Source organism: Brevibacterium aurantiacum (genome assembly GCF_900169065.1).
Classification (GTDB): domain Bacteria; phylum Actinomycetota; class Actinomycetes; order Actinomycetales; family Brevibacteriaceae; genus Brevibacterium; species Brevibacterium aurantiacum.
Genome location: NZ_FXZB01000006.1, coordinates 43,866 through 65,144, shown reverse-complemented (window position 1 = coordinate 65,144; position 21,279 = coordinate 43,866). Strand labels below are relative to the sequence as shown.

The window sequence follows — 21,279 nt, the reverse complement described above, 5'->3', positions numbered from 1 at the left end:
ATCAGGAGCCGCCGGCGGTCGTACCGGGTGCAGATGATGGTGTCGCCTCGGTCTGTGCCTTCAGGTCCTGGCGGGCGAACTCCCGGGCCCACGCATCGGCGGCGAGCACGGTTTCGACGGTGTGCTCGGCTGCAGGCTCGTGAGCTCGCAGCGCCCGTTCGATGCCCTTGTCGATACCGGTGAAGGGGATCTGCCCGCCCACGAAAGCTTCGACGAGGACCTCGTTGGCGGCGTTGAACACCGCGGGGAAGCTCTTCCTCTTCCGTCCTGCTTCAACGGCCAAACCGAGTGCCGGGAACGCGAGGTGGTTGACGGGTTCGAAGGACCAGTGCATGGGCTGACCCCAGTTGTTGGCCACCGCGCCGGAGGACAGGCGCTGGGTCTGGCCATCGGTCTGTGTGCCGAGTGCATAGGCGATGGGCAGCCGCATGTCCGGTGGGGAGATCTGCGCGATCGTCGAAGCGTCGCTGAATTCGACCATCGAGTGGATCTGCGACTGCGGGTGGACGACGACCTCGATGTGGTCGAAGTCGATGTCGAAGAGCAGATGCGCTTCGATGACTTCGAGCCCCTTGTTGACCAGGGTCGCCGAGTTGATGGTGATCATCGAGCCCATCGACCAGGTGGGATGCTTCAGCGCTTGGGCTGGGGTGACACTACGCAGGGCATCGCGGGTCATCCCGCGGAAGGGCCCCCCGGAGGCGGTGATGACGAGCTTGCTCACCTCACCGTGGGTGCCCGAGCGCAGGGCCTGGGCGATGGCGGAGTGCTCACTGTCGACGGGGATGAGAGCCGCGTTGTTGCGGGCGGCGGCATCGAGGACGATCGAGCCGCCGATGATGAGGGACTCCTTGTTGGCCAGCGCCACATCTGTGCCGCGTTCCAGGGCCGCCAGGGTCGCACCGAGCCCGGCAGCACCGGTAACAGCGTTGAGGACCATGTCGGCGGCGGCACCGGCGACCACCTCGGCGGCGTCGGGGCCCACGTGGATCTCACGGACAGGATCGCTTACTCCCCGTTGGCCGGCGGCCTGCTCCAGTCGCTGGCGGATCTCGTCCGGGCCACCCTCTGGTGGGCTGGTGAGGCCGATGACGGGGACAGAGAATTCGAGGGCCTGGGCGACCAGCGCATCGAGCTGGGTTCCGGCGGCGAGGCCGATGACCTCGAAACCTTCTGCGTTCTCCGCCAGGACGTCGAGGGCCTGGGTGCCGACCGAACCGGTCGAGCCGACTACAATGATTCTACGTTTGCTCACGCCTACCGATAATGCCAAAGTTCTCTGAGAAATGACTCGACATCGGCGTCATCGGCGACGTGAGATATGCAATGCGAATCAATGGCGAAAGAGGATTTAATGAGTGCAGCGATGAGCCCCGACGACATTCTCGGCTTGGATTCGGTCTTCGAGGAAGATGACCTCGAGTTCGCGTCGATCGTGAAGAAATGGCTGGATGAGAACGTCCGCGAGAAGATCGGCGACTACTTCCTCGACGCCACGATCCCCGCTCGGGAACTCGCCGAGGGCCTAGGCGAACTCGGGCTCCTGGGCATGCACCTCGACGGCTACGGCTGCGGCGGATCCACCGCCACCCAGTATGGTCTGGCCTGCCGTGAGCTCGAAGCCGTGGACTCTGGTCTGCGCTCGCTCGTCTCGGTCCAGGGATCCCTGGCCATGTTCGCCATCCACCACTTCGGCTCGGAAGCGCAGAAGGAAGAATGGCTGCCGAAGATGGCCGCCGGCAAGGCCATCGGCTGCTTCGGTCTGACCGAACCCGATGTCGGCTCCGACCCCTCGGGAATGAAGACGACCGCGAAGAAGGACGGATCCGACTGGATCCTCAACGGCGCGAAGATGTGGATCACGAACTCCCCGGTCTCCGATGTCATGGTCGTGTGGGCCAAGACCGAAGAGACCGATGCCAAGGGCAAGCCGGTCGTCCGCGGATTCGTCGTCCCCAGTGACACCGAGGGCGTCCAGACTCCGGAGATCCACCGCAAGATCTCACTGCGGGCCTCGATCACCGGCGAAATCGTTCTCGACAACGTGCGCCTTCCCGAAGATGCCATGCTGCCCAAGGCCAAGGGCCTCAAGGGCCCCCTGTCGTGCCTGTCCGAGGCCCGTTACGGAATCGTCTTCGGCGTCACCGGCGCCGCACGCGACGCTCTCCTATCGGCACTCGAGTACACCAATACGCGCATTCAGTTCGACCGTCCGCTTTCTTCGTTCCAGATCAGCCAGCAGAAGCTTGCGAAGGCCTTCGGCCAGTATTCGCAGATCACACTGCTCGCCGCTCACCTGGGCAAGCTCAAGGACTCGGAGAAGGGCGTGCGCCCGGAACAGATCAGCCTGGGCAAGATGGTCAACGTCGATACCGCGATGAACGTGTGCCGTGACCTGCGCGCACTCTTCGGCGGTTCCGGCATCACCAGCGAATACCCACCGCTGCGCCACGCGGTGAACCTCGAGACCGTGCTCACCTACGAAGGCACCCACGAGGTCCACCAGCTCACCTTGGGCCGCAGCCTCACCGGAATCAACGCCTTCGCGAACTGATTCGCAGGGCCTGAGCACCGCCCAGCCAACGAGCGCCTGAGCAACGCCCAGCAACCGCTGGCAAGAAGTGTGTACGCAGTGCACACATGCAGCACCGCTGCACGTCTTGCCAGCGGTTGCTGTCATTCACCTCACGGCTCCGACGCCATCCACCGGCCGGCACAGAGAACCGAGCGTTCTCAGTCGCGCAGCCGCAGTTCGAGCACCACGGTCTGCTCGTCCTCGCCGAGTGTGCGCGTTCCGATGAACCCCAGGGCCTCAGCGAAGTCGGTGGCCGCTTGCTGCTGCTGGCTGCCGAGTTCGATGAGCAGCACTCCACCCGGTGCCAGCCAATCGCGTGATTCGGTGATGAGGCGCCGGACCAGGTCCAGCCCGTCGGCCCCGCCGAAGAGCGCCGTCGCCGGCTCGTACTCGGCCGCTTCATGGGGTAGGTACTGTGCCGCGGAATCCGGCACGTAGGGCGGAACCGCGGAGATCACATCGAAGCTGCCGGTCAGAGCCTGCGGCAGCCCCACCAGGCAGTCGAGCAGATGCGGCGTTGCCTGAGCGCCGACGTTCGCCCTGGCAGCGCCGAGGGCAGTCTCATCATGGTCGCCGAGGTGGATCTGAGTTCCGTGGAAGGCGCGGGAGACTGTGGTGGCCACAGCCCCCACACCACAGAAGGCTTCAAGGAAGCGCGCCGATTCTCCTGCGGTCTGCACGGCCAGTATCGACTGCTGCGCCAGAAGCGTCGTTCTCTGCCGCGGCACGAACACGCCGGGCGCGACCGCGATGCGCTGACCTGCGAAGTCGACCCATCCCACGATCTGTTCCAGCGGCTCACCGGCAACGCGGCGAGCCCGGAGCCTGCCGAGAACGGAGTGGCGGTCGCCGAAGTCTGACGAGGCAGCCTCTTGGGCGGCTTCCAGCAGGATTCGGGCTTCGTCTTCAGCGAAGACGCACCCTGCTTCGCGCAGATGGGCGGTGATCGTGGTGCGGCTCATCTGCTCTGTCGTGTTCGGATCGGAGGCGTCAGGCCTCAGGAAGGAGCTCCTGCGACAGCCAGTCCAGGCTCGATCGTGCGTCGAGCGATGTCTCGTCGGTGACGATGAGTTCCCGGTCCGGTAAGAGTGCGACGACCGCGGCGGGTTCGACGCGTGAGTCCCTCATTGCCTGATCGATGTTGGCGGTCTCCCCCGCCACGGTGATGCCCACGCCTTCGAACTGGGAGCGGATGGCCTTGACCGATGCCCGTCCCGACTCGATAGGGACCGCGTCGATGGTGTGGACGAACACGGTGGTGAGCTCGTCATCTCCAGACTGAGCAGAGGAGGCCTCGACCGACGAGGACGTCGAGGACGATGCGGTATCAGCGGCCGCCGAGCGGACGTCGACGGCGACTCCGATGCGCAGGGCACCGAGGATGCTGAGCGCCCGAGAGACCGGTGGAACATCCTCGGCGATGATGACTCGTTCGTTCTCTGTGCCGTTGATGCCCATGGCACGGAGGACTCCGGCGAGTTTCGCACTCCGGTCGAGCACCTCGGCGCGATCGAGTTCCACGGGCTTCGACAGTGCCTTGACCAGACGTGGGTCGGTGACCACCCTGCCATCGACCATCGGTTGGTCCGGGACTGGCCCGGTCAGGACGATGTCATCGGCCCCGCCCATGGCGATCGGGAAGTCGAGCAGCTCGAAGACCGGGTTGAGAGTTCCAGCCGAGGTGTCCGTGGGTGCTTCGAAGTAATGGAAATCAGTCAACGGAGGCCATCACTTCGACGACACGGTCGATGAAGGCATCCACCTGGTCCTCGTCGTAGGCCTTATCGCCCTTGGCCGTCTTGAACAGGACGCGACGCACCTGGTCGACGCTCATGGCCACACCCTGGGTGAAGTAGGCGTTGACCTTCTCGCACATGTCATCGACCTGATCAATGTCGTAGCCGATGACTCCGGGTGCCGGGTTGTCGAAGTGTTCGCCGGGTTCGCGCACCAGACGTCCCCGCAGGGACGCGGCCACACGTGTCAGCTCGGACACCCATGCGTCTTGACCCGACTGTGCGATGAGGCGATCACGTGCCTGTTTGGCGAAGGCGTCTTCGAGGCGGTCGAGTGCGGCATCGACGACGGCGACGTGGTATCCCTTGCGCACCAGGTCGAAGCCGACAGTGCGCACCGCACGGGAGTCGAGGTCACCGGGCTGCGGGGTGGGACGTTCGAAGGATTCACGCGCACGTTTGAAGAAGCTGTCGACCTGTTTCGGGTCGTAGCCGTTCTTCCATCCGGACATTCGGGGGAAAGTCGTGTCCGCCATGTTGCCTCCAGAAGCGAATCGCCGTATTGGTCATTTCCACCATGATAAATGGCGGACGCGGAAAATGCGTGTTCGCGACTTCTCAGTCGGCGGCAGCGAGCTGTCCGCAGGCTCCGTCGATGTCCGATCCGCGGGTATCGCGGATGGTCGTCGGGATTCCCTGGTCGATGAGTCTGCGCACGAATTCGTCGGCCACCTCCGGCTCGGACGCGGTCCACACCGAGCCCGGAGTCGGGTTGAGCGGAATCGGATTGACGTGCACCCAACCGCGGCCGCGAGCGTTGAGCTTCTTCGCCAGCAGCTCTGCACGCCAGGGGTGATCGTTCATGTCCTTGATGAGCGCGTATTCGATGCTCACCCGACGTCCCGTCACCTGGTAGTAGTTGTATGCGGCGTCGATGGCCTCATCGGCCTTCCACCGGGTGTTGACGGGGATCATCTCGTCGCGCAGCTCATCATCGGGTGCGTGGAGGCTGAGCGCGAAGGTGACGGGGATGTCCTCGGCCGCGAGCTTGTTGATGCCGGGGACCAGACCGACCGTGGAGATGGTGATTCGGCGCGCCGACATGCCCAGTCCCTGGGGAGCAGGTTCGACGAACCGGCGCACCGCGTTCATCACCCGCTTGTAGTTGGCCAGGGGCTCGCCCATTCCCATGAACACGATGTTGGAGACGCGTTCGGGTCCCGTCGCCGAGGTGCTCGTGCCCGATTCGTCGACCGTGGCCTCAGAGGTCTCCCCCTGCTCGTCATCGGCTTCGGCACCGAGTGCCGTCTCACCTTCGGCTGGCATGTCTGATGTGGGTGCGGGTGCGAGTTCACCGGCAGCGATGACCTGATTGGCTCGGATGACCTGTTCGACGATCTCTGCCGCGGACATGTTGCGTGTCAGGCCCTGCTGGCCGGTGGCGCAGAAGGGACAGTTCATGCCGCAGCCGCACTGGCTGGACACGCACAGGGTGACACGGTTGCGGTAGCGCATGAGGACTGACTCGACGAGCGCACCGTCGTAGAGGCGCCACAGGAATTTGATGGTGTCGCCGTTGGCTGTGCGCAGGCGGCGGACCTCGGTCAGGAGGTGGGGGAAGAATCGTTCCTGCAGGTCGGCACGCAGATCCTTGGGCAGGTCCGTCATGGACTCCACGTCGGTCTGATAGTGCGAGAAGTAGTGTGTCGAGATCTGCTTGGCGCGGAAGGCCGGCAGTCCCATCTCTTTGACCGCGTCGATGCGTTCGTCCATCGTCATATCGGCCAGATGCTGCTTCGGCTGGCTGGCTCGCGGGGACTTGAAATTGAGCAGCGGACGACCGTCGCGCGTCGGCGTCTTCGATGTCGTGCCGTCTGCGTGTTCGACGACGGGCCGTGTCTGCCTGTTACCTGCTTGAGAACTCACACGTCCATTGTCTCATGAGAGCATTTTTATTGGAGTGTGTGAGCCGCCACGGCCCGGCAGGCGTCGGATCAGAGGTATCCGGGCAGAACGGAGAACATCACCAGAGCCACCGGAGCCGTCGGCAGGATCGAATCGAGTCGGTCCATGACTCCCCCGTGGCCAGGCAGAAGAGTGCCCATGTCCTTGAGCTCGAGATCTCGTTTGATCATCGATTCGCTGAAGTCGCCGAGGGTGGCGAAGGCTGGAATGACGACGCCGAAGACCAGTCCGGTCCAGAAGGGCGCGTCGAAGAGTGTGAGAGCGAGGATGGTCGCGACCGCAGCGGCGAAGACCACCGAGCCGAAGTAGCCTTCCCAGGATTTCTTCGGCGAGATCCTCGGGGCGATCGGGTGTTTGCCCCACAGCACCCCGAAGACGTAGCCCCCGGTGTCCGAGGCGACCACGCTGGCAAGGAACAGGATGACGTAGAGATTGCCGTCGGGCTGCGTGAGCAAGTAGACGACGAAGCAGGCCATGAGACCGACATAGGTGAGCGCGAACAGGGACAGCGAGACGTCTTTGACCGCGTTCTTGCGGCGTTCGACCATTGTGAAGAGCATGACTGCGCCGGCGCTGGCAGCGAAGGTCACCCACAGTGCTTCGCGTCCGCCGACGAAAGTCGCCAGCACCATGCAGGCTGCGGAGACCATGGTCGGAATACGCGAGACCAGCGATCCCGAACGAGACAGCGCGTTGGCCAGTTCCCACATCGCAGCGACGATGGCGACGAGGATGATGAAGAGGAAGGAAATCGGGAAGAAGACGAGCGAGGCCAAGACGACGCCGCCGATGAGCAGCCCGATGCCGATCGCCGCCGGCAGATTTCGTCCGGCCTTGCCGTAGTCCTTCTCCGCCACCTGAGGAACGTCTTGCCCGGTCTTCGCTGCCGGATTCGTCGCCGGATCGTCCGGCGAATAGTCCTTATCCGAGTTGCGCAGGTCTCGGCGCCTGGGGAAAGGGGTCTCAGAGCCTGATGCATGCGGAACCGGATCCGGCCCCCCGAAGGAAGCCGGATCGGATGCAGGACTGTCTGACCCGGTCAAGGAAACCATCAGACCTCGAGGAGCTCAGCTTCCTTCTGATTCAGCAGCTTGTCGACGTTGTCGACCTTGCTCTTCGTCAGGTCGTCGAGTTCGGAGATTCCGCGTGCGACTTCGTCTTCGCCGGCGTCGCCGTCCTTCTTGATGCGTTCCAGGGTCTCCTTGGCATGGCGACGGATGTTGCGGATCGAGACCTTGCCGTCTTCGGCCTTGCCCTTGACGATCTTCACGTATTCCTTGCGGCGTTCCTCGGTGAGTTCCGGGAGCACAACGCGGATGACGTTGCCGTCGTTGGCGGGGTTGGCCCCGATGTCCGAATTGCGCAGTGCCGTCTCGATGTCACCGAGTGCCCCACGGTCGTAGGGAGTCACGAGAATCGTGCGGGCCTCTGGGGTCTGGAATGAGGCCAGCTGCTGCAGAGGGGTCGGTGCACCGTAGTAATCGATCTCAATGGAAGCGAACAGGGCGGGATTGGCGCGGCCGGTGCGGATGGACGAGAAGTCCTCCTGCGTGAATTCCACGGCCTTGTCCATCTTCTCTCTGGCCTCAGCCAGTGTCTCTTCAATCACGACTCACTCTTTTCGTCGGTAGGGTGCTTTGGGTTCATTCTATGGGTCATAGCTCACGAATGCCCCACTCTATTGGTCCAGGAACGGTCCTGGACTTCATATGAGGGGGTGTTTCGAGGTGTTGATGTTCCTGGGCGGTGCGCGGTGAAACTAGTTGACCACGGTGCCGATCTTGTCTCCGACGATCGCCTTGCGCAGGTTGCCTTCGCCTTCCATGCCGAAGACGTGCATCGGAAGCTTGTTGTCCATGCACAGGGAGAAGGCGGTGGCGTCGACGACCTTGAGGCCCTTCTGCAGCGCCTCCTGGTAGGTGATCTCACGGATCTTCTCTGCTGTGGGATCGATGTTCGGGTCCGCGGTGTAGACGCCGTCGACTCCGTTTTTGGCGATGAGGACTTCATCGGCGTGGATCTCCAGCGCACGCTGTGCGGCGACGGTGTCGGTGGAGAAGTAGGGCAGTCCGGCTCCTGCGCCGAAGATGACGACCCGGTTCTTCTCCATGTGACGCATGGCCCGGCGTGGGATGTAGGACTCGGCGACCTGGGACATGGGGATCGCGGTCTGCACTCGAGTGTCGACTCCGGTCTGCTCGAGGAAGTCCTGCAGAGCCAGGCAGTTCATCACTGTTCCCAGCATGCCCATGTAATCGGCGCGGGTACGGTCCATGCCCCGCTGGGACAGTTCTGCTCCACGGAAGAAGTTACCGCCGCCGACGACGATGCTGACTTCCACCTCGTCGACGGTGGGTGCCACTTCCCTGGCGACTGCGGCGACGACGTCGGGATCGACTCCGATCTTGCCTCCGCCGAACACCTCGCCGGAGAGTTTGAGGAGAACGCGGCGGCGGTGGGTGCGGACTGGTCTGCTGGCGTAGCTGGATTCGTGAACCGGGGTGGATGTCATTTAGTCCTTCTTCCGTCTGGGCAGGTTGGAGCCCGGATGAGTCGTCGGTGTCAGTTTAGCGAAAACGGGGCCGGACCGATTGGTCCGACCCCGTCCGCCGCTTATGAGTTCACTCTCAAGCGAGACGACTGCTGTGCGGGTCGGAAACCGACTCGCTCAACGGTCAATGATGTTTCAGGCTCCGACGCGGAAGCGCAGGAATCCGGTGGCCTTGACGCCGGCAGCCTCAAGAACCTTGCTCACGGACTGCTTGGGATCCTTGGCGAATCCCTGGTCCAGCAGGCAGTTCTCCTTGAAGAAGCCGTTGACGCGGCCTTCGATGATCTTGGGCAGAGCCTTCTCCGGCTTGCCTTCGTTCTTCGCGGTGTCTTCAGCGATGCGACGTTCGTTCTCCACGAGGTCCGCAGGGACATCTTCGCGGGAGAAGTACTTCGGGCTCATCGCAGCGATGTGCACGGCGACATCGTGGGCAACCGAGGAGTCGTCACCTTCGTAGGCCAGCAGGACGCCCACCTGAGGAGGCAGATCCTTGTTGGTCCGGTGCAGGTAGGACTCGACGCTTGCGCCTTCGAGACGTCCGACGCGACGCAGGGCGACCTTCTCGCCCAGAGTCGCACCGCTTTCGGTGATGAATTCCGAGACGGGCTTGCCGTCCTTCGTGGACTCGAGGACAGCTTCGGCCGAATCGGCGTTGCTGGACACGGCCAGAGCCAGAACTTCGTCAGCGAGTGCGACGAAGGGATCGGACTTCGCAACGAAGTCGGTCTCCGAGTTGAGCTCGATCATCGTTCCGACGCCGCCGTCGACCTGTGTGGCCACGAGACCGTCAGACGTGGAGCGACCTTCACGCTTGGTCGCGCCCTTGAGGCCCTTCACACGGAGGACCTCGATAGCTTTCGCCTGATCGCCGTCTGCTTCGTCAAGAGCCTTCTTGACATCCATCATTCCGGCGCCGGTCTTCTCGCGCAGTGCCTTGATATCAGCGGCAGTGTAGTTTGCCATTCTTTCTCCTCAGGGTGGTGGAGTTATGGAAAATCAGGACTCGGTCGACTCGGTGGAGTCTGCAGCGGCGTCCGCAGCCGGAGCAGCGGTCTCTTCCGTTGCTTCAGCAGCTGGTGCAGCGGCTTCCTCGGCAGCTGGCTTCTCAGCAGCAGCGTCGGCAGCAGGAGCAGCAGCTTCTTCAGCGGCTGGCTTCTCAGCAGCGTCAGCGGCCGGAGCGGCGGCTTCCTCAGAGGCAGGAGCGTTGCCCTCGAGCAGTTCGCGTTCCCACTCAGGCATCGGTTCGACGGCGGAGACGTTCTTCTCGCCGCTGTCATCGTCGGAGGAGTGACGGGCGATGAGGCCCTCTGCCACTGCATCGGCGATCACGCGGGTCAGCAGGGACACCGAGCGGATGGCGTCGTCGTTGCCCGGGATCGGGTAGTTGACGTCGTCAGGATCGCAGTTGGTGTCGAGGATCGCGATGACCGGGATGCCCAGCTTGCGAGCTTCGTCGACTGCGAGGTGTTCCTTCTTGGTGTCAACGATCCAGACAGCCGAAGGGGTGCGCTGCATGTCGCGGATACCGCCGAGGGTCTTCTCGAGCTTGTCCTTCTCACGACGGAGAATGAGCAGTTCCTTCTTGGTGTGCGAAGAACCTGCAACGTCGTCGAAGTCGATCTCTTCGAGTTCCTTCAGGCGGCGCAGACGCAGCGAGATGGTCTGGAAGTTGGTGAGCATGCCACCGAGCCAACGCTGGTTGACGTAGGGCTGGCCCACGCGCTTAGCCTGTTCGGCGATCGATTCCTGTGCCTGCTTCTTGGTGCCGACGAAGAGGATCGAGCCACCGTGGGTCACGGTTTCCTTGACGAACTCGAAGGCAGTGTCGATGTAGCCCAGCGACTTCTGCAGGTCGATGATGTAGATGCCGTTGCGCTCGGTGAAGATGAAACGCTTCATCTTCGGGTTCCAACGACGGGTCTGGTGTCCAAAGTGAACGCCGCTGTCGAGCAGCTGGCGGATGGTGACGACGGCCATGCCGACGCCCTCCTTTCTCTTGCACCCGTAGGTGCTTTTACGTCAGTGTTCTCCGGCAGCATTGAGCTGTCGGCAACAGTGACCTTTTCGGTTGATTCCTGGTATTCGGTTCATCCGCCCCACAAATTCGCCCTGACGGACAATTTGCACCATGGGATGGAGAAGAAATCGAATACGCGTAGTCAGAAGACACGCTTCTGCTGAGGCCAGTCTATCCCCGTTGCCCAAGGCATTTCCAATCGATCGGGCACCTGCCGGATGGTCTGCATCACATGCAACGCACATTCGCTGTCCTTTTCGAAGACGATGCCCATTGACTCGTGCGCGTTGGTATGTGGACACAGCCGGATCTGCGGAAGTGTGAGCCCCGATTCTGCAGCCGATCGTGTTCGCCCAGATCGTTCTCGGCCGCCTCATCAGACGCGGCGGCCCGTCACTCATGCGCGCTCTCCTGTGGATTGCCCGATGACTCGTGTTCGTTTCGCCTGTGCACACTCGCGACCTGTCCACAGGGGCCGAGCTTGGGCCTGACTTCGGCAAGTGATCCCGCTTCCATGGGCTCATGGATCTCTTCACCGACTCGTCTCACACCGCCCTCCCGTCCTGGCTTCGGCCTGTGCCGGCAACTCGTCGTCTGCGACTCCTGCTTGCCGGGAGTCTGCTGGCCCTGACCTTCACCGTCGCCGAGGTGGCCCTGCCGTTGGAGTCACCGACGCACATCTCGTCGGCGGCGGCCGCCACCTCGACAGTGGCTGCCACCTCGGTGTCCGAGGCAGAGCCGACGTGGGTGTCCCCCGTGCCTGCGATGGAGATCATCGAGGCCTTCGATCCGCCGACCGAAGCCTGGCTGAAGGGACACCGCGGCATCGATGTGCTGACGGTCAGCGGTGAACCGGTCCGTGCGCCCGCCGCGGGCACTATCCGATTTCGCGGCACTGTGGCCGGCACCGCGACCGTGAGCATTGTGACGGACTCCGGGCATGTGGTCTCCTTCCAACCAGCGAAGTCGGAACTGAATAAGGGTGAGAGGTTCGCTGCCGGTGAGGAGATCGGGACTGTCGGCAAAGGTTCGCACTGCGATGAATCGTGCCTGCACATCGGAGTTTGGGCGGCTCAGGGCGACAAGGTCTACATCGACCCGGCAGGCTTCTTCGGGCAGGAGGAGTCGATCCTGTTGCCTCTGTCTCGCAAACCTGCGAAGGAGCCAACCGGGGATTCCACGACCTCGGGTGCAGGAGCCTGGGGCGGGCATCGCAATGGCCGAATTCCTGCGGCTGCCATGTGCACGCTGGACTCGGCACCAGGGCAGATGCTGCGCTGTGATGCGCAGAAGGCATTCGACCGCATGTCCCACGCCTACGAAGCCAGATTCTCGACCCCGATCTCCGTCACGGATGCTTACCGCGACTACGACACCCAGGTCATCCTCAAGAAGCGCAAGGGACGGATGGCTGCAACCCCGGGGACCTCGAATCACGGATGGGCGCTGGCCGTTGACTTGGGCGGCGGAATCAATTCCTTCGGCAGTGCCCAACATCAGTGGATGCGCGCGAATGCACCCAAGTTCGGGTGGATCCATCCCGGCTGGGCCCGCCAGTCCGGTTCTCTGCCGGAGCCGTGGCATTGGGAGTTCCGTCAATGACGACACCCCAGGACCGCGCACGGCCCGCTGCGATCAGGCCCGGGGGTGTGCCTGTCGGTAGGTCTCCTGCAGCCGCTGCATCGAGACGTGGGTGTAGATCTGGGTGCTGCTCATCGTCGAGTGCCCCAGAAGTTCTTGGATCTGCCGCAGGTCCGCTCCCCCGTCGAGCATGTGTGTAGCGGCCGAGTGTCGGAGTCCGTGTGGGCCGATATCAGGTGCGCTGGGGTCAGCGGCACCGTAGCGGTGGACGAGTTCCCTCACCTGCCTGGCTCCGATGCGGCCACCTCTGACGCCGAGGAAGAGCGCGTCACCGCTGCTCTCGGAGGCGAACGTGTCCCGCAGACTCAGCCACTTCTGCAGTGCCGTCTGGGCTGGTTTCCCGTAGGGAACGCGGCGTTCCTTGTTGCCCTTGCCCAACACGGTGATCATCGAGCGCTGGTGATCGACGTCGCCGCGGTTCAGCCCGGTCAGTTCAGAGACTCGCACCGCTGTGGCATAGAGCATCTCCAAGATGGCTGCGTCTCTGACCCATTTGGTGGCCTCGATGGGGTCGCTGTTGTCGGCCTCAGTATGAACAGTCCGTTGCCGGGATACGAGATCGGCGGCCTGCTGCGGTTTGAGCACTGTGGGCAGACGTGAGTCCTTCTTGGGAGTTCGCAGTCGTGCCGCTGGATTGTTCGACAGCCCATGCTGGTTCACGCAGTAGGCGAAGAATGACTTCACTGCTGCGATCTTCCGAGCCACCGTCGACTTCGCGGCTCCAGCATCATCGAGCGTGATGAGCCACGACCGCAGATCGTTGAGATCGATGTCGCTGACTTGAAGTTCAGCAGCCCGGGACTTATCGCCAGCGCCCGGTGCGTGGGCCGTGTGGTCGAAGAAGTCGCTGACATCGGCGACGTAGGCTCTCGAGGTGTGGGCTGAGACGTCACGCGATCTCAGGTGGTCGGCATAGCCGGACACCACCTCGGCGATGGTCGTCGGAAGGGTCACAGCCCCAGGTTACGCGATCGGACGTGTTCAGCGGCGGACCTTCATCGGCGTCTCATTGTGCTGGCCGCAGCTTGACCCAACCGGATTCCCGGCGGGCGCTCAGGCCTGCCAGTTCGAGGACGGCGAGCGCGGAGAGAGTGTTCGACACTGTCAGTCCGGCCCGTGAAGCCACGGTTGAGACGTCGAGAGCCTTGGTCACTGAGAGCACGTTGACGCAGATCTTCTCCCGTTCAGCAAGATCATCGACCGGGTCGGAGGCCGCTGTGCTGGGGTGTTCGCTCGTGAGTCTTCCGTCGTCGAACAATGTCGGTTCCTCTCCGCCGATGAGTTCGATGACGTCTGTGCAGCTGGTCACCAGTTCCGCTTCATGCGCGCGGATGAGTCTGTGGGTTCCCGTCGAGGATGCCGAGTACACGGATCCGGGGAATGCTGCGACCTCGCGGGAGAGTTCCAATGCGTGCCGGGCGGTGTTGAGGGCTCCGCTGCGCCAGCCGGCTTCGACGATGACCGTGACTTGCGATGAGGCGGCGATCAGGCGGTTGCGGAGGAGGAACCTGTGCCGCATCGGGGTCATTCCGGGAGCGGTCTCCGAGACGATCGCGCCGTCTTCGAGCACCTGCTGGAACAGTTCGGTATTGGCCACCGGATAGAAGCGATCGACTCCCCCGGCCATGAAGGCGATCGTGGTGCCCTCTCGGGCGATGGCTGCCCGGTGGGCGGCCGCATCGATTCCGAAGGCCCCGCCGGAGACGATGGTCAGTCCCCGTGCGGCCAGGTCCCAGGCAAGATCTGAGGCACACTTGGTGCCGTAGTTGCTCGACGCACGTGCTCCGACGATGGCGACGGCCGACCGCAGCGCTGTGTTCAAACGTGCCGCGCCTCGAACCCACAGTCCCAGTGGTGCCGCCGGCCCCAGGTCGGTGAGAGCTGTCGGCCATTCGTCATCGCTGGGGATGACGAGTCGCCCTCCCAGCCTGTGCACGGCTTCAAGATCACGATGCCCCTGGGCGTCCTCGCCGCGCACGGCCCACCGGTCGAAGGCCTCTGGAAGCTGCCCGCTGCCTGGAACTTCTGTCACGATCGTTGAGAGACTCGCAGCAGCTTCGGCCGCAGATGACGTTCCCACAGCCACCGCCCGAATCAGTTCGAGGACTGCGATCGGTCCGATTTCGGCGACGAGCCCGGTGAGCAGACCGTCGCCGGGTTCGCCGATTCTCAGCAGCGCGGCCACGGCTGCCCTGATCTCCCCGTTGGCGTCGTCGTTCATGATTCCTGCGTCCTCAATGCCAGCGCCGCCGTGATCTTGTCGGGTGTCGGCGCACCGGCTCCCTCGAGGTCGGCCAGAGTGGTTGCGACCCTGAGCACTCGGTCATATCCGCGCATGGTGATCCTTCCGGTGTCGAGAGCACGGTCCAGGTCGCGCAGACTGTTCGGGCTCAGCGCAAAGTGTTCACGCAGCCAGGCTCCGGGAGCATTTGAGTTCAGCGTCCACTCGCAGTCGACGTATCTCTCCGCCTGTCGTTGCCGGGCGAGATGGACCCGCGCTGCCACAGTTGCGCTGTCCTCCTGTCCCCCGCCGAGGCGGATGTCTGCTGGGGAGACCGGGAACAGTTCGAGCTGCAGGTCGACTCGGTCCAACAAAGGCCCGGAGAGCCTGTTGCGGTAGCGGCGTTTATCCATCGGTGTGCACCGGCACGTGGATTCGGCTCCGCGCATTCCTACCCCGCACGGGCAGGGGTTGGCCGCCATGACCAGTTGGAACGATGCGGGAAGCACCATCGAGCCCCATGCCCTGTGGATGTGGACCTGTCGAGATTCCATCGGCTGCCGCAGCGCTTCGAGGACGTCCCGTGAGAATTCGGGGGCCTCATCCATGAAGAGGACGCCCCGGTGAGCTCTGCTGAGTATTCCTATCGATCCTGGTCGGCGCCCACCGATCAGCGCCGAGGCGGTGCTGCGGTGGTGGGGCGCTTCGAACGGGGGCGTGCGGTCGAGTCCTTCGCCGCCGTTGAGCTCTCCCCGCAGCGAGCGCACCGCCGCCGCTTCGATGGCCTGCTCGTCATCCAATGGTGGAAGTATCCCCGGCAGGCACTGTGCCAGCAGCGTCTTTCCGGCTCCTGGGGTGCCTCGCATCAGCAGATTGTGTCCACCGGCGGCGGCGACTTCGAGACCGAATCGAGCTTCGGCCTGGCCTTGGACTTCGACAAGGTCGTGACGTTCGGAGGCTTCCGGGCTAATGGTCTCAGCCTCGACGACCGGTGGCAGCTCCGGGACCGCAAGGCTTCCACCGTAGATGTTGATGAGTTCTGCCAGTGAGGCGACGGCCTTGACTCCGCCTCCCCCGAGCAGGGCTGACTCCTGACTGTTACCGACCGGAACGACGAATCGCTCGAAGCCGGCTTGGAGACCGCTGTGCAGACTCGGCAGGACCCCAGTGACGGGACGAATGCGCCCGTCGAGGCCGAGCTCACCGCAATGGATGATCGATTCGGTGTCCGTTGCGGTGATGATGCCTTGAGCCTTGAGCACGGCCACTGCGATTCCGAGGTCGAATCCTGTGCCGATCTTCGGCACGGTGCCCGGGGTGAGGTTGATCGTCAGATGCTGCGAAGCAACAGGGATTCCCAGATAAGCCAGTGCGGCCCGAAGTCGCTTCCTGGACTCGCTCACGGAGGCATCAGGCAGGCCCACGATGTCGATGCCCGGCAGGCCGGCGCTGACGCATGCTTCGATGGACACGATCTTGCCCGCCAGCCCCCAGAGTGCGACGGCGGAGGCCCGTCCGATCACGTTGAGCTTCGTCTCCTCGCTCACGAGTCGACCTGCACGTTGCGGCGATGGGAGTAGTCGGGTTCAGGGTCCATCACGATGCCGAGGGCATCGATGCGGATGGATGCGAAGAAGTCCTTCTGCTGGCTCAACCAGATTCCCGACAGTGTTCTGATCTTCCGCAGCTTCGCTGCCGTCACCGCTTCGAGAGGTGATCCCTGTGCGAGGGTTCTGCGGGTCTTCACCTCGACGAAGACGATGGTGTCGCCGTCTTTGGCGATGATGTCTATCTCTCCGCGTGGGCACCGGAAGTTGCGTTCGATGATGACCATTCCCTGCCGTTGCAGGAAATCTGCGGCCAGGTCTTCTCCTGTCTGCCCCAGCGCGCGCTGGCGCAGTCCCGATGTCGTTGCGCTGCGTCTGCCAGTTGTCGGTCCCATGGGGCTCAGACCACCATCGGGGATACAGACGCGGCAAGGGCAGAAGATCGGCCTGTGGACGACGATGTGTCGTCCACAGGCCGAGCACACACAAGTCGAGGCCCCGTCCACAACGGAGCGGTGTACGAGTCACCCTGAACGCGTCAGGAGCTCACAGGCACCGGCTGCGTTCAGCCTCTGATCGACGTCGGCGGTTCCAGATCGTTCTTGGAGATCTCTTCGATATTGACGTCTTTGAAGGTCAGCACGTGCACGGTTTTGATGAAGCGTGCTGATCGGTAGCTGTCCCACACCCAAGCGTCGCGCAGCGTCAACTCGAAATAGACGTCTCCGGCGTCGTTGTGGGCCTTGAGGTCAACGTGGTTGGCCAGATAGAAGCGTCGTTCCGTCTCCACAACGTAGGCGAAGAGTCCTACGACGTCGCGGTACTCCTTGTAGAGCTGCAGCTCCAGTTGAGCTTCGTAATCGTCCAGATCATCAGTGCTCATGACGATCCCTCCTTCGCATCGTGTGCCGTTTGCAGGCGGAAGCTTCTCCGGTGGTGAATGCTGGGACCGAAGTCGGCGATGCCCCGACGGTGCTTCATGGTTCCGTACCCCACATTCGACTGCCAACCATACTGGGGGTTTGCCTTCGCGAGTGCGATCATCTCCTCGTCTCGCTGCACTTTTGCCACAATACTTGCTGCGGCAATCACCGGAACACTTCCGTCGCCCTTGATCACGGTTCGCACCTGAGGCAGCTGCAGGTCGGCGGCGTCGCCGAATATCCCCAGACAATCGAGCGTGAGTGGCGCCGAAAGCCAGTCATGCTTGCCGTCGAGGAGGATCATCGTCGACGGCGGAAAGTCGGTCGATCCGACACACTCCAGCAGCATCTCAGACAGGGCCCTCCGACCGGCCAGGTTCAAGGCCATGGTCATCCCGAGTTCGTCGAGTTCGTTCGGAGTCGTCGAACCCACGGAGGTAGCCCTGGCCCAGCCATTGACGCGATCAGTCGCGGTTTGACGGGACAGCGCACTAAGCTGCTTGGAATCATGGATGCCAGCGGGCACCTCGGCGGCGGTTACCTCTCTGAGGTCGAAGAGGGCGACCCCGACGCTGACCGGTCCTGCCAATGCTCCCCGACCGACCTCGTCGACGCCGATGACGAATTCATAGCCTTCTGCCAACAGTGCGCTCTCATAGCTGAGGTCGTACAATCCTGTCTGCGCCATCAGTTGCCGGTGATTCCTTCGGAGTCGGGGACATCGGCGAAGACCGCCTTCGGCGTCGACATCCAGCTGAAGTGCTTGAAGGGCCAGTTGATGAGGAAGACGGTGCCCACCACATTGTCTTCGGGCACATAGGGCTGTGTGTCGACGTGGTACCTGGAATCGGCGGAGTTGCTGCGGTTGTCGCCCATGACCCAGTAGTGGCCGTCGGGGACGGTGACCTTGAACTCCACCTCCGAGGGGGCGGTGTCATCTTCCAGGTAGGTCTCATCGATGGGTTCGCCGTTGACGAGGATGCGTCCCTGCGCGTCGCAGCATTCGACGGTGTCGCCGCCGACGCCGATCACCCGTTTGATCAGCTGCTGACCCCCGTCTGCCGGAGCCAATCCGACGAATTCGAGGATCGGGTTGGGCTCATATTCCGAGACTTCCTGGGGGCTCAGCCAATGGTCGGGATCATCGAAGACGATGATGTCACCGCGGCTGGCCGGTCCGAAGCGGGGTGCCAACTGATCGACAAGGACCCTGTCGTCGATCTGCAGAGTTTCCATCATCGATCCCGACGGAATGTAGAACGAGCGGACGACCCAGGTCTTGAGTGCGGTGGAGATGAGGATGGCGACGAGGATGATCGCTGCGGTCTCGAGCAGGCCCCGGAGGAGTTTCTTCGAGGCTGAAGGTGGGGAAGCTTCTGATTCGGTTGACATTCGTTCGCTTTCGCATCGGACCACAGGTTCCGCAGAGGGACTGAAATGAGCGTACCAGCACCTCGTCGCGTCACCTGTCAGGCTGCGATCATCTCTGAGAACCGTTCAGTTTTCAGACTGGGTCCTGTCGGAAGATGGGTCAGAGACGAGTTCGGGCAGCCGGGTGAGATCGCCTTCTCAGTCGACCGAGGAGCCGTGTCCGATGACGGGGCCGATGACCCGATCAAGGGGAATGAAACCGCCTCCGGGTCTGCCCAACAGCGCTCGGGAGTCTGCCGAGTCGTTCCGGTTGTCGCCCATCACCCACATGGTGTCGGCGGGGACCTCGATCGAGAACTCCGTCTTCGAAGCTGGCAGAGGGGCGTAGTCCTCTTTCAGTGGTTCGTCGTTGAAGAGCAGTCGACCATGGGCATCACAGCATTGGAGTGTGTCGCCGCCGACGGCGATGACGCGTTTGACGTAGTAGACGTCTTTGCTTCCCAGCCCCACCCATGACCCCACCTTCTGGATGGGGGTCGGAAGGGCATCGTCGACGAAGGAGCCTCGTCCGTCGAAGACGACGATGTCGCCGCGTTCGATGTCAGAGCTCAGAGCGTCGGGGCGCCAGACGCTGATATCGTCGCCGACATCCAGGGTCGGCTCCATCGATGCACTGGGAATCGTGAACCGTTGGACGATGAACCCGCGAACGGATCCGCCGATGACGATGATGAGGATCGCGATGACGGCGATGAGCTTCCAGAAGCGGCCAGAATACAGAAAACGCGACCCGAAGGTCGCGTTTTCTTGTTGCTTCGGCACAGCGCGATCATTGCCCACAGTGCCAGGCAATAATCAGGCCTTTTCGCGGATGCGAGCAGCCTTGCCGCGCAGTTCGCGCAGGTAGTACAGCTTGGCACGACGAACGTCACCGCGGGCGAGAACTTCGAGCTTCTCGACGATCGGCGAGTGCACCGGGAAGGTACGCTCGACACCGACGCCGAAGCTGATCTTACGAGCGGTGAAGGTCTCGCGGACTCCGTCGCCCTGGCGACGGATGACGATTCCCTTGAACACCTGGATACGCGAACGCGATCCTTCGACCACGCGGACGTGAACGTTGAGCGTATCGCCCGGGCGGAAATCAGGAACGTCAGTCTTCAATGAGGCTGCGTCAACAACATCAAGCTTCTGCATTGTGTTTCTCCATGTGTCCCCTGCTTCAGGTCGAGAACACGCATATCGGACCGGTTGTACCGGTGATTGGATCGTCTGTCGGGATTGCTCCCCGGAATTCTGCGATATCAACACCGCAGAATCGCTGTGGGCATCCATCCCCCTGAAGCAGGTGAATGCCAACAAACGCGACGATCTATTCTGTCATGGATTCGTCTCCGGACTCAAACCGTTCCACAACGGCACGGTCGTGCTTGTCCAGATCCTGGAGTTCGGCGAGCAGATCGGGCCTGACCTCGGCCGTGAGTTCGAGTCTGCGGTCTCTTCTCCAGCGTGCGATCGCACCGTGATTTCCGCTGAGCAGGATGTCCGGAACGTCCCGGCCCCTCCAACTGGCGGGCTTCGTGTAGATGGGGTATTCGAGGAGTCCGTCCTCGTGGCTTTCCTCAGTCAGCGATTCCGGGTTGCCGATGACTCCAGGAACGAGACGGCTGACGGCTTCGATCATCACCATCGAGGCGACCTCTCCCCCGTTGAGCACATAGTCTCCGATGCTCATGGGGCGCAGATCGAAATGCTCGGCCGACCAGTCGATGACCCGCTGGTCGATGCCCTCGTAGCGTCCGCACGCGAACACGAGGTGTTCGGCCTCGGACAGCTCCTCGGCGATGCGCTGATTGAAGACCGGGCCGGCAGGGCTGGGGACAATGAGGATCGACTTCTGCGGCGTGCCCGCCCCCGCAGCCTTCGGCTCGTCGAGGATGTTCTCGAGGGCCAGCGCCCAAGGCTCGGCCTTCATCACCATGCCCGCACCCCCACCATAGGGTGAGTCATCGACGGTGTTGTGCCGGTCGAACGTGAAGTCGCGCAGGTCATGCACTGTCAAATCGAGCAGCCCCTGGTCGACGGCCTTGCCGATGAGAGAGAGCTGAAGCCCAGCGAGATACTCCGGGAAGATGGAGACGACGTCGATCTTCATGCCGGTACTCACGAAGCGTCGAAGAGACCGGCCGGAGGTGTGACCTTGACCCACCCGGCCTCAACATCAACCTCGGGCACGATCTCCGTGACGAAGGGAATGAGTGCCTGATGTCCATCGACGTGCTTCATATGGAGCAGGTCCTGGGCGGTGCCGTTGGTGACATCGACGATCTCTCCGACCTGCGTCTCACCGTCGAAGACTCGGAGTCCGATGAGGTCCTCAAGATACCAAGCATCGTCTTCGACCTCGTCGTCCTCCTGGTCGCTGAGGATCAGGGTATTGCGGATCTCCTCTGCCCGGTTGCGATCGGGGACCTCGTCGAAGGTCAGCAGCAGACGGTCCCGGTGCCACCTCGCGGTCCTCAGCGTCAGCTCACCGATGTCGGGGTCAGTGGAATAGGTCTGTCCGGGAACGAGTCGTTCGTCGGGTCGGTCCGTGCGCACCTCGACGGTGAACTCACCTTTGATGCCGTGCGGCTTGCCCAACCGGGCGATCACCGTGTCCATGCTGCTCCTCGTGTTCGTGGAAGTGCTCAAGTTCGTGTTCGTGAAGACGCAGGTGCCCCTCCAGATGC

The 21,279-nt window shown here is 62.8% G+C and carries 23 protein-coding genes; 2 read left to right on the top strand and 21 right to left on the bottom strand.

Annotation, left to right across the window (positions count from 1 at the left end):
- Position 1: 1 nt before the first annotated feature.
- Positions 2-1,255 (bottom strand): 1-deoxy-D-xylulose-5-phosphate reductoisomerase, encoded by a 1,254-nt coding sequence (dxr, locus tag BAUR9175_RS05475; protein WP_009883014.1) that lies wholly within the window; start codon positions 1,253-1,255, stop codon positions 2-4.
- Positions 1,256-1,354: 99 nt separating this feature from the next.
- On the opposite strand from dxr, the gene BAUR9175_RS05470 reads away from it, so the two are divergent.
- Positions 1,355-2,554: an acyl-CoA dehydrogenase family protein gene (locus tag BAUR9175_RS05470; protein ID WP_069600452.1), complete on the top strand. Its 1,200-nt coding sequence runs from the start codon at positions 1,355-1,357 to the stop codon at positions 2,552-2,554.
- A 179-nt stretch (positions 2,555-2,733) separates the two neighbouring features.
- Here BAUR9175_RS05470 and BAUR9175_RS05465 read toward each other — a convergent pair whose 3' ends face one another.
- The 9 genes from BAUR9175_RS05465 to rpsB form a co-directional block, all read right to left on the bottom strand.
- On the bottom strand, positions 2,734-3,537 hold the full coding sequence (locus BAUR9175_RS05465) for a N5-glutamine methyltransferase family protein (protein WP_101583161.1): 804 nt from the start codon (positions 3,535-3,537) through the stop codon (positions 2,734-2,736).
- A gap of 28 nt (positions 3,538-3,565) precedes the next feature.
- A complete protein-coding gene (locus BAUR9175_RS05460) occupies positions 3,566-4,294 on the bottom strand; it encodes a hypothetical protein (protein ID WP_009883020.1) in 729 nt (242 codons plus the stop codon).
- Positions 4,287-4,847, bottom strand: a complete 561-nt coding sequence (locus BAUR9175_RS05455; protein WP_029416982.1) for a DivIVA domain-containing protein — start codon at positions 4,845-4,847, stop codon at positions 4,287-4,289. Before BAUR9175_RS05455 ends, BAUR9175_RS05460 begins: the two co-directional genes overlap by 8 nt.
- A gap of 82 nt (positions 4,848-4,929) precedes the next feature.
- Complete coding sequence (gene rlmN / locus BAUR9175_RS05450; protein ID WP_101583159.1) at positions 4,930-6,237, bottom strand: 23S rRNA (adenine(2503)-C(2))-methyltransferase RlmN; 1,308 nt, start codon at positions 6,235-6,237, stop codon at positions 4,930-4,932.
- A 68-nt stretch (positions 6,238-6,305) separates the two neighbouring features.
- Positions 6,306-7,328: a phosphatidate cytidylyltransferase gene (locus BAUR9175_RS05445; RefSeq protein WP_009883024.1), complete on the bottom strand. Its 1,023-nt coding sequence runs from the start codon at positions 7,326-7,328 to the stop codon at positions 6,306-6,308.
- Positions 7,328-7,885, bottom strand: a complete 558-nt coding sequence (frr, locus tag BAUR9175_RS05440) for a ribosome recycling factor (protein WP_009883025.1) — start codon at positions 7,883-7,885, stop codon at positions 7,328-7,330. Before frr ends, BAUR9175_RS05445 begins: the two co-directional genes overlap by 1 nt.
- A 150-nt stretch (positions 7,886-8,035) precedes the next feature.
- Positions 8,036-8,788 carry a UMP kinase gene (gene pyrH, locus BAUR9175_RS05435; protein ID WP_009885084.1) on the bottom strand — a complete coding sequence of 251 codons (753 nt, stop codon included), beginning with the start codon at positions 8,786-8,788 and terminating at the stop codon, positions 8,036-8,038.
- A 174-nt stretch (positions 8,789-8,962) separates the two neighbouring features.
- On the bottom strand, positions 8,963-9,790 hold the full coding sequence (gene tsf, locus BAUR9175_RS05430; protein WP_009885085.1) for a translation elongation factor Ts: 828 nt from the start codon (positions 9,788-9,790) through the stop codon (positions 8,963-8,965).
- Positions 9,791-9,823: 33 nt separating this feature from the next.
- Positions 9,824-10,804, bottom strand: a complete 981-nt coding sequence (gene rpsB / locus BAUR9175_RS05425) for a 30S ribosomal protein S2 (protein WP_009885086.1) — start codon at positions 10,802-10,804, stop codon at positions 9,824-9,826.
- Between the two features lie 616 nt (positions 10,805-11,420).
- Here rpsB and BAUR9175_RS05420 point away from each other — a divergent pair.
- Positions 11,421-12,446, top strand: coding sequence for a D-alanyl-D-alanine carboxypeptidase family protein (locus tag BAUR9175_RS05420; protein WP_257944279.1), 1,026 nt, complete (start codon positions 11,421-11,423; stop codon positions 12,444-12,446).
- A gap of 33 nt (positions 12,447-12,479) precedes the next feature.
- Here the strand turns inward: BAUR9175_RS05420 and BAUR9175_RS05415 are convergent, their stop codons facing one another.
- The 11 genes from BAUR9175_RS05415 to rimM form a co-directional block, all read right to left on the bottom strand.
- Entirely contained in the window at positions 12,480-13,439 is a 960-nt protein-coding gene (locus BAUR9175_RS05415) for a tyrosine recombinase XerC (protein ID WP_009885089.1), read from the bottom strand.
- Between the two features lie 52 nt (positions 13,440-13,491).
- A complete protein-coding gene (gene dprA, locus BAUR9175_RS05410; protein WP_009885090.1) occupies positions 13,492-14,706 on the bottom strand; it encodes a DNA-processing protein DprA in 1,215 nt (404 codons plus the stop codon).
- Entirely contained in the window at positions 14,703-16,253 is a 1,551-nt protein-coding gene (locus BAUR9175_RS05405) for a YifB family Mg chelatase-like AAA ATPase (RefSeq protein WP_009885091.1), read from the bottom strand. Before BAUR9175_RS05405 ends, dprA begins: the two co-directional genes overlap by 4 nt.
- Positions 16,250-16,648, bottom strand: a complete 399-nt coding sequence (locus BAUR9175_RS05400; RefSeq protein ID WP_009885092.1) for a YraN family protein — start codon at positions 16,646-16,648, stop codon at positions 16,250-16,252. Before BAUR9175_RS05400 ends, BAUR9175_RS05405 begins: the two co-directional genes overlap by 4 nt.
- Before the next feature lie 170 nt (positions 16,649-16,818).
- Positions 16,819-17,136 carry a DUF2469 domain-containing protein gene (locus BAUR9175_RS05395; RefSeq protein ID WP_009885093.1) on the bottom strand — a complete coding sequence of 106 codons (318 nt, stop codon included), beginning with the start codon at positions 17,134-17,136 and terminating at the stop codon, positions 16,819-16,821.
- Positions 17,133-17,864, bottom strand: a complete 732-nt coding sequence (gene rnhB, locus BAUR9175_RS05390; RefSeq protein ID WP_009885094.1) for a ribonuclease HII — start codon at positions 17,862-17,864, stop codon at positions 17,133-17,135. Before rnhB ends, BAUR9175_RS05395 begins: the two co-directional genes overlap by 4 nt.
- Positions 17,864-18,568: a signal peptidase I gene (gene lepB / locus BAUR9175_RS05385; protein ID WP_009885095.1), complete on the bottom strand. Its 705-nt coding sequence runs from the start codon at positions 18,566-18,568 to the stop codon at positions 17,864-17,866. Before lepB (BAUR9175_RS05385) ends, rnhB begins: the two co-directional genes overlap by 1 nt.
- 177 nt (positions 18,569-18,745) lie before the next feature.
- Positions 18,746-19,369 (bottom strand): signal peptidase I, encoded by a 624-nt coding sequence (gene lepB, locus BAUR9175_RS05380; protein WP_009885096.1) that lies wholly within the window; start codon positions 19,367-19,369, stop codon positions 18,746-18,748.
- A 33-nt stretch (positions 19,370-19,402) separates the two neighbouring features.
- On the bottom strand, positions 19,403-19,744 hold the full coding sequence (gene rplS / locus BAUR9175_RS05375) for a 50S ribosomal protein L19 (protein WP_009885097.1): 342 nt from the start codon (positions 19,742-19,744) through the stop codon (positions 19,403-19,405).
- Between the two features lie 175 nt (positions 19,745-19,919).
- Positions 19,920-20,702, bottom strand: a complete 783-nt coding sequence (gene trmD / locus BAUR9175_RS05370) for a tRNA (guanosine(37)-N1)-methyltransferase TrmD (RefSeq protein ID WP_101583156.1) — start codon at positions 20,700-20,702, stop codon at positions 19,920-19,922.
- 8 nt (positions 20,703-20,710) lie between these two features.
- Positions 20,711-21,211 (bottom strand): ribosome maturation factor RimM, encoded by a 501-nt coding sequence (gene rimM, locus BAUR9175_RS05365; RefSeq protein WP_069600462.1) that lies wholly within the window; start codon positions 21,209-21,211, stop codon positions 20,711-20,713.
- Positions 21,212-21,279: the final 68 nt, after the last annotated feature.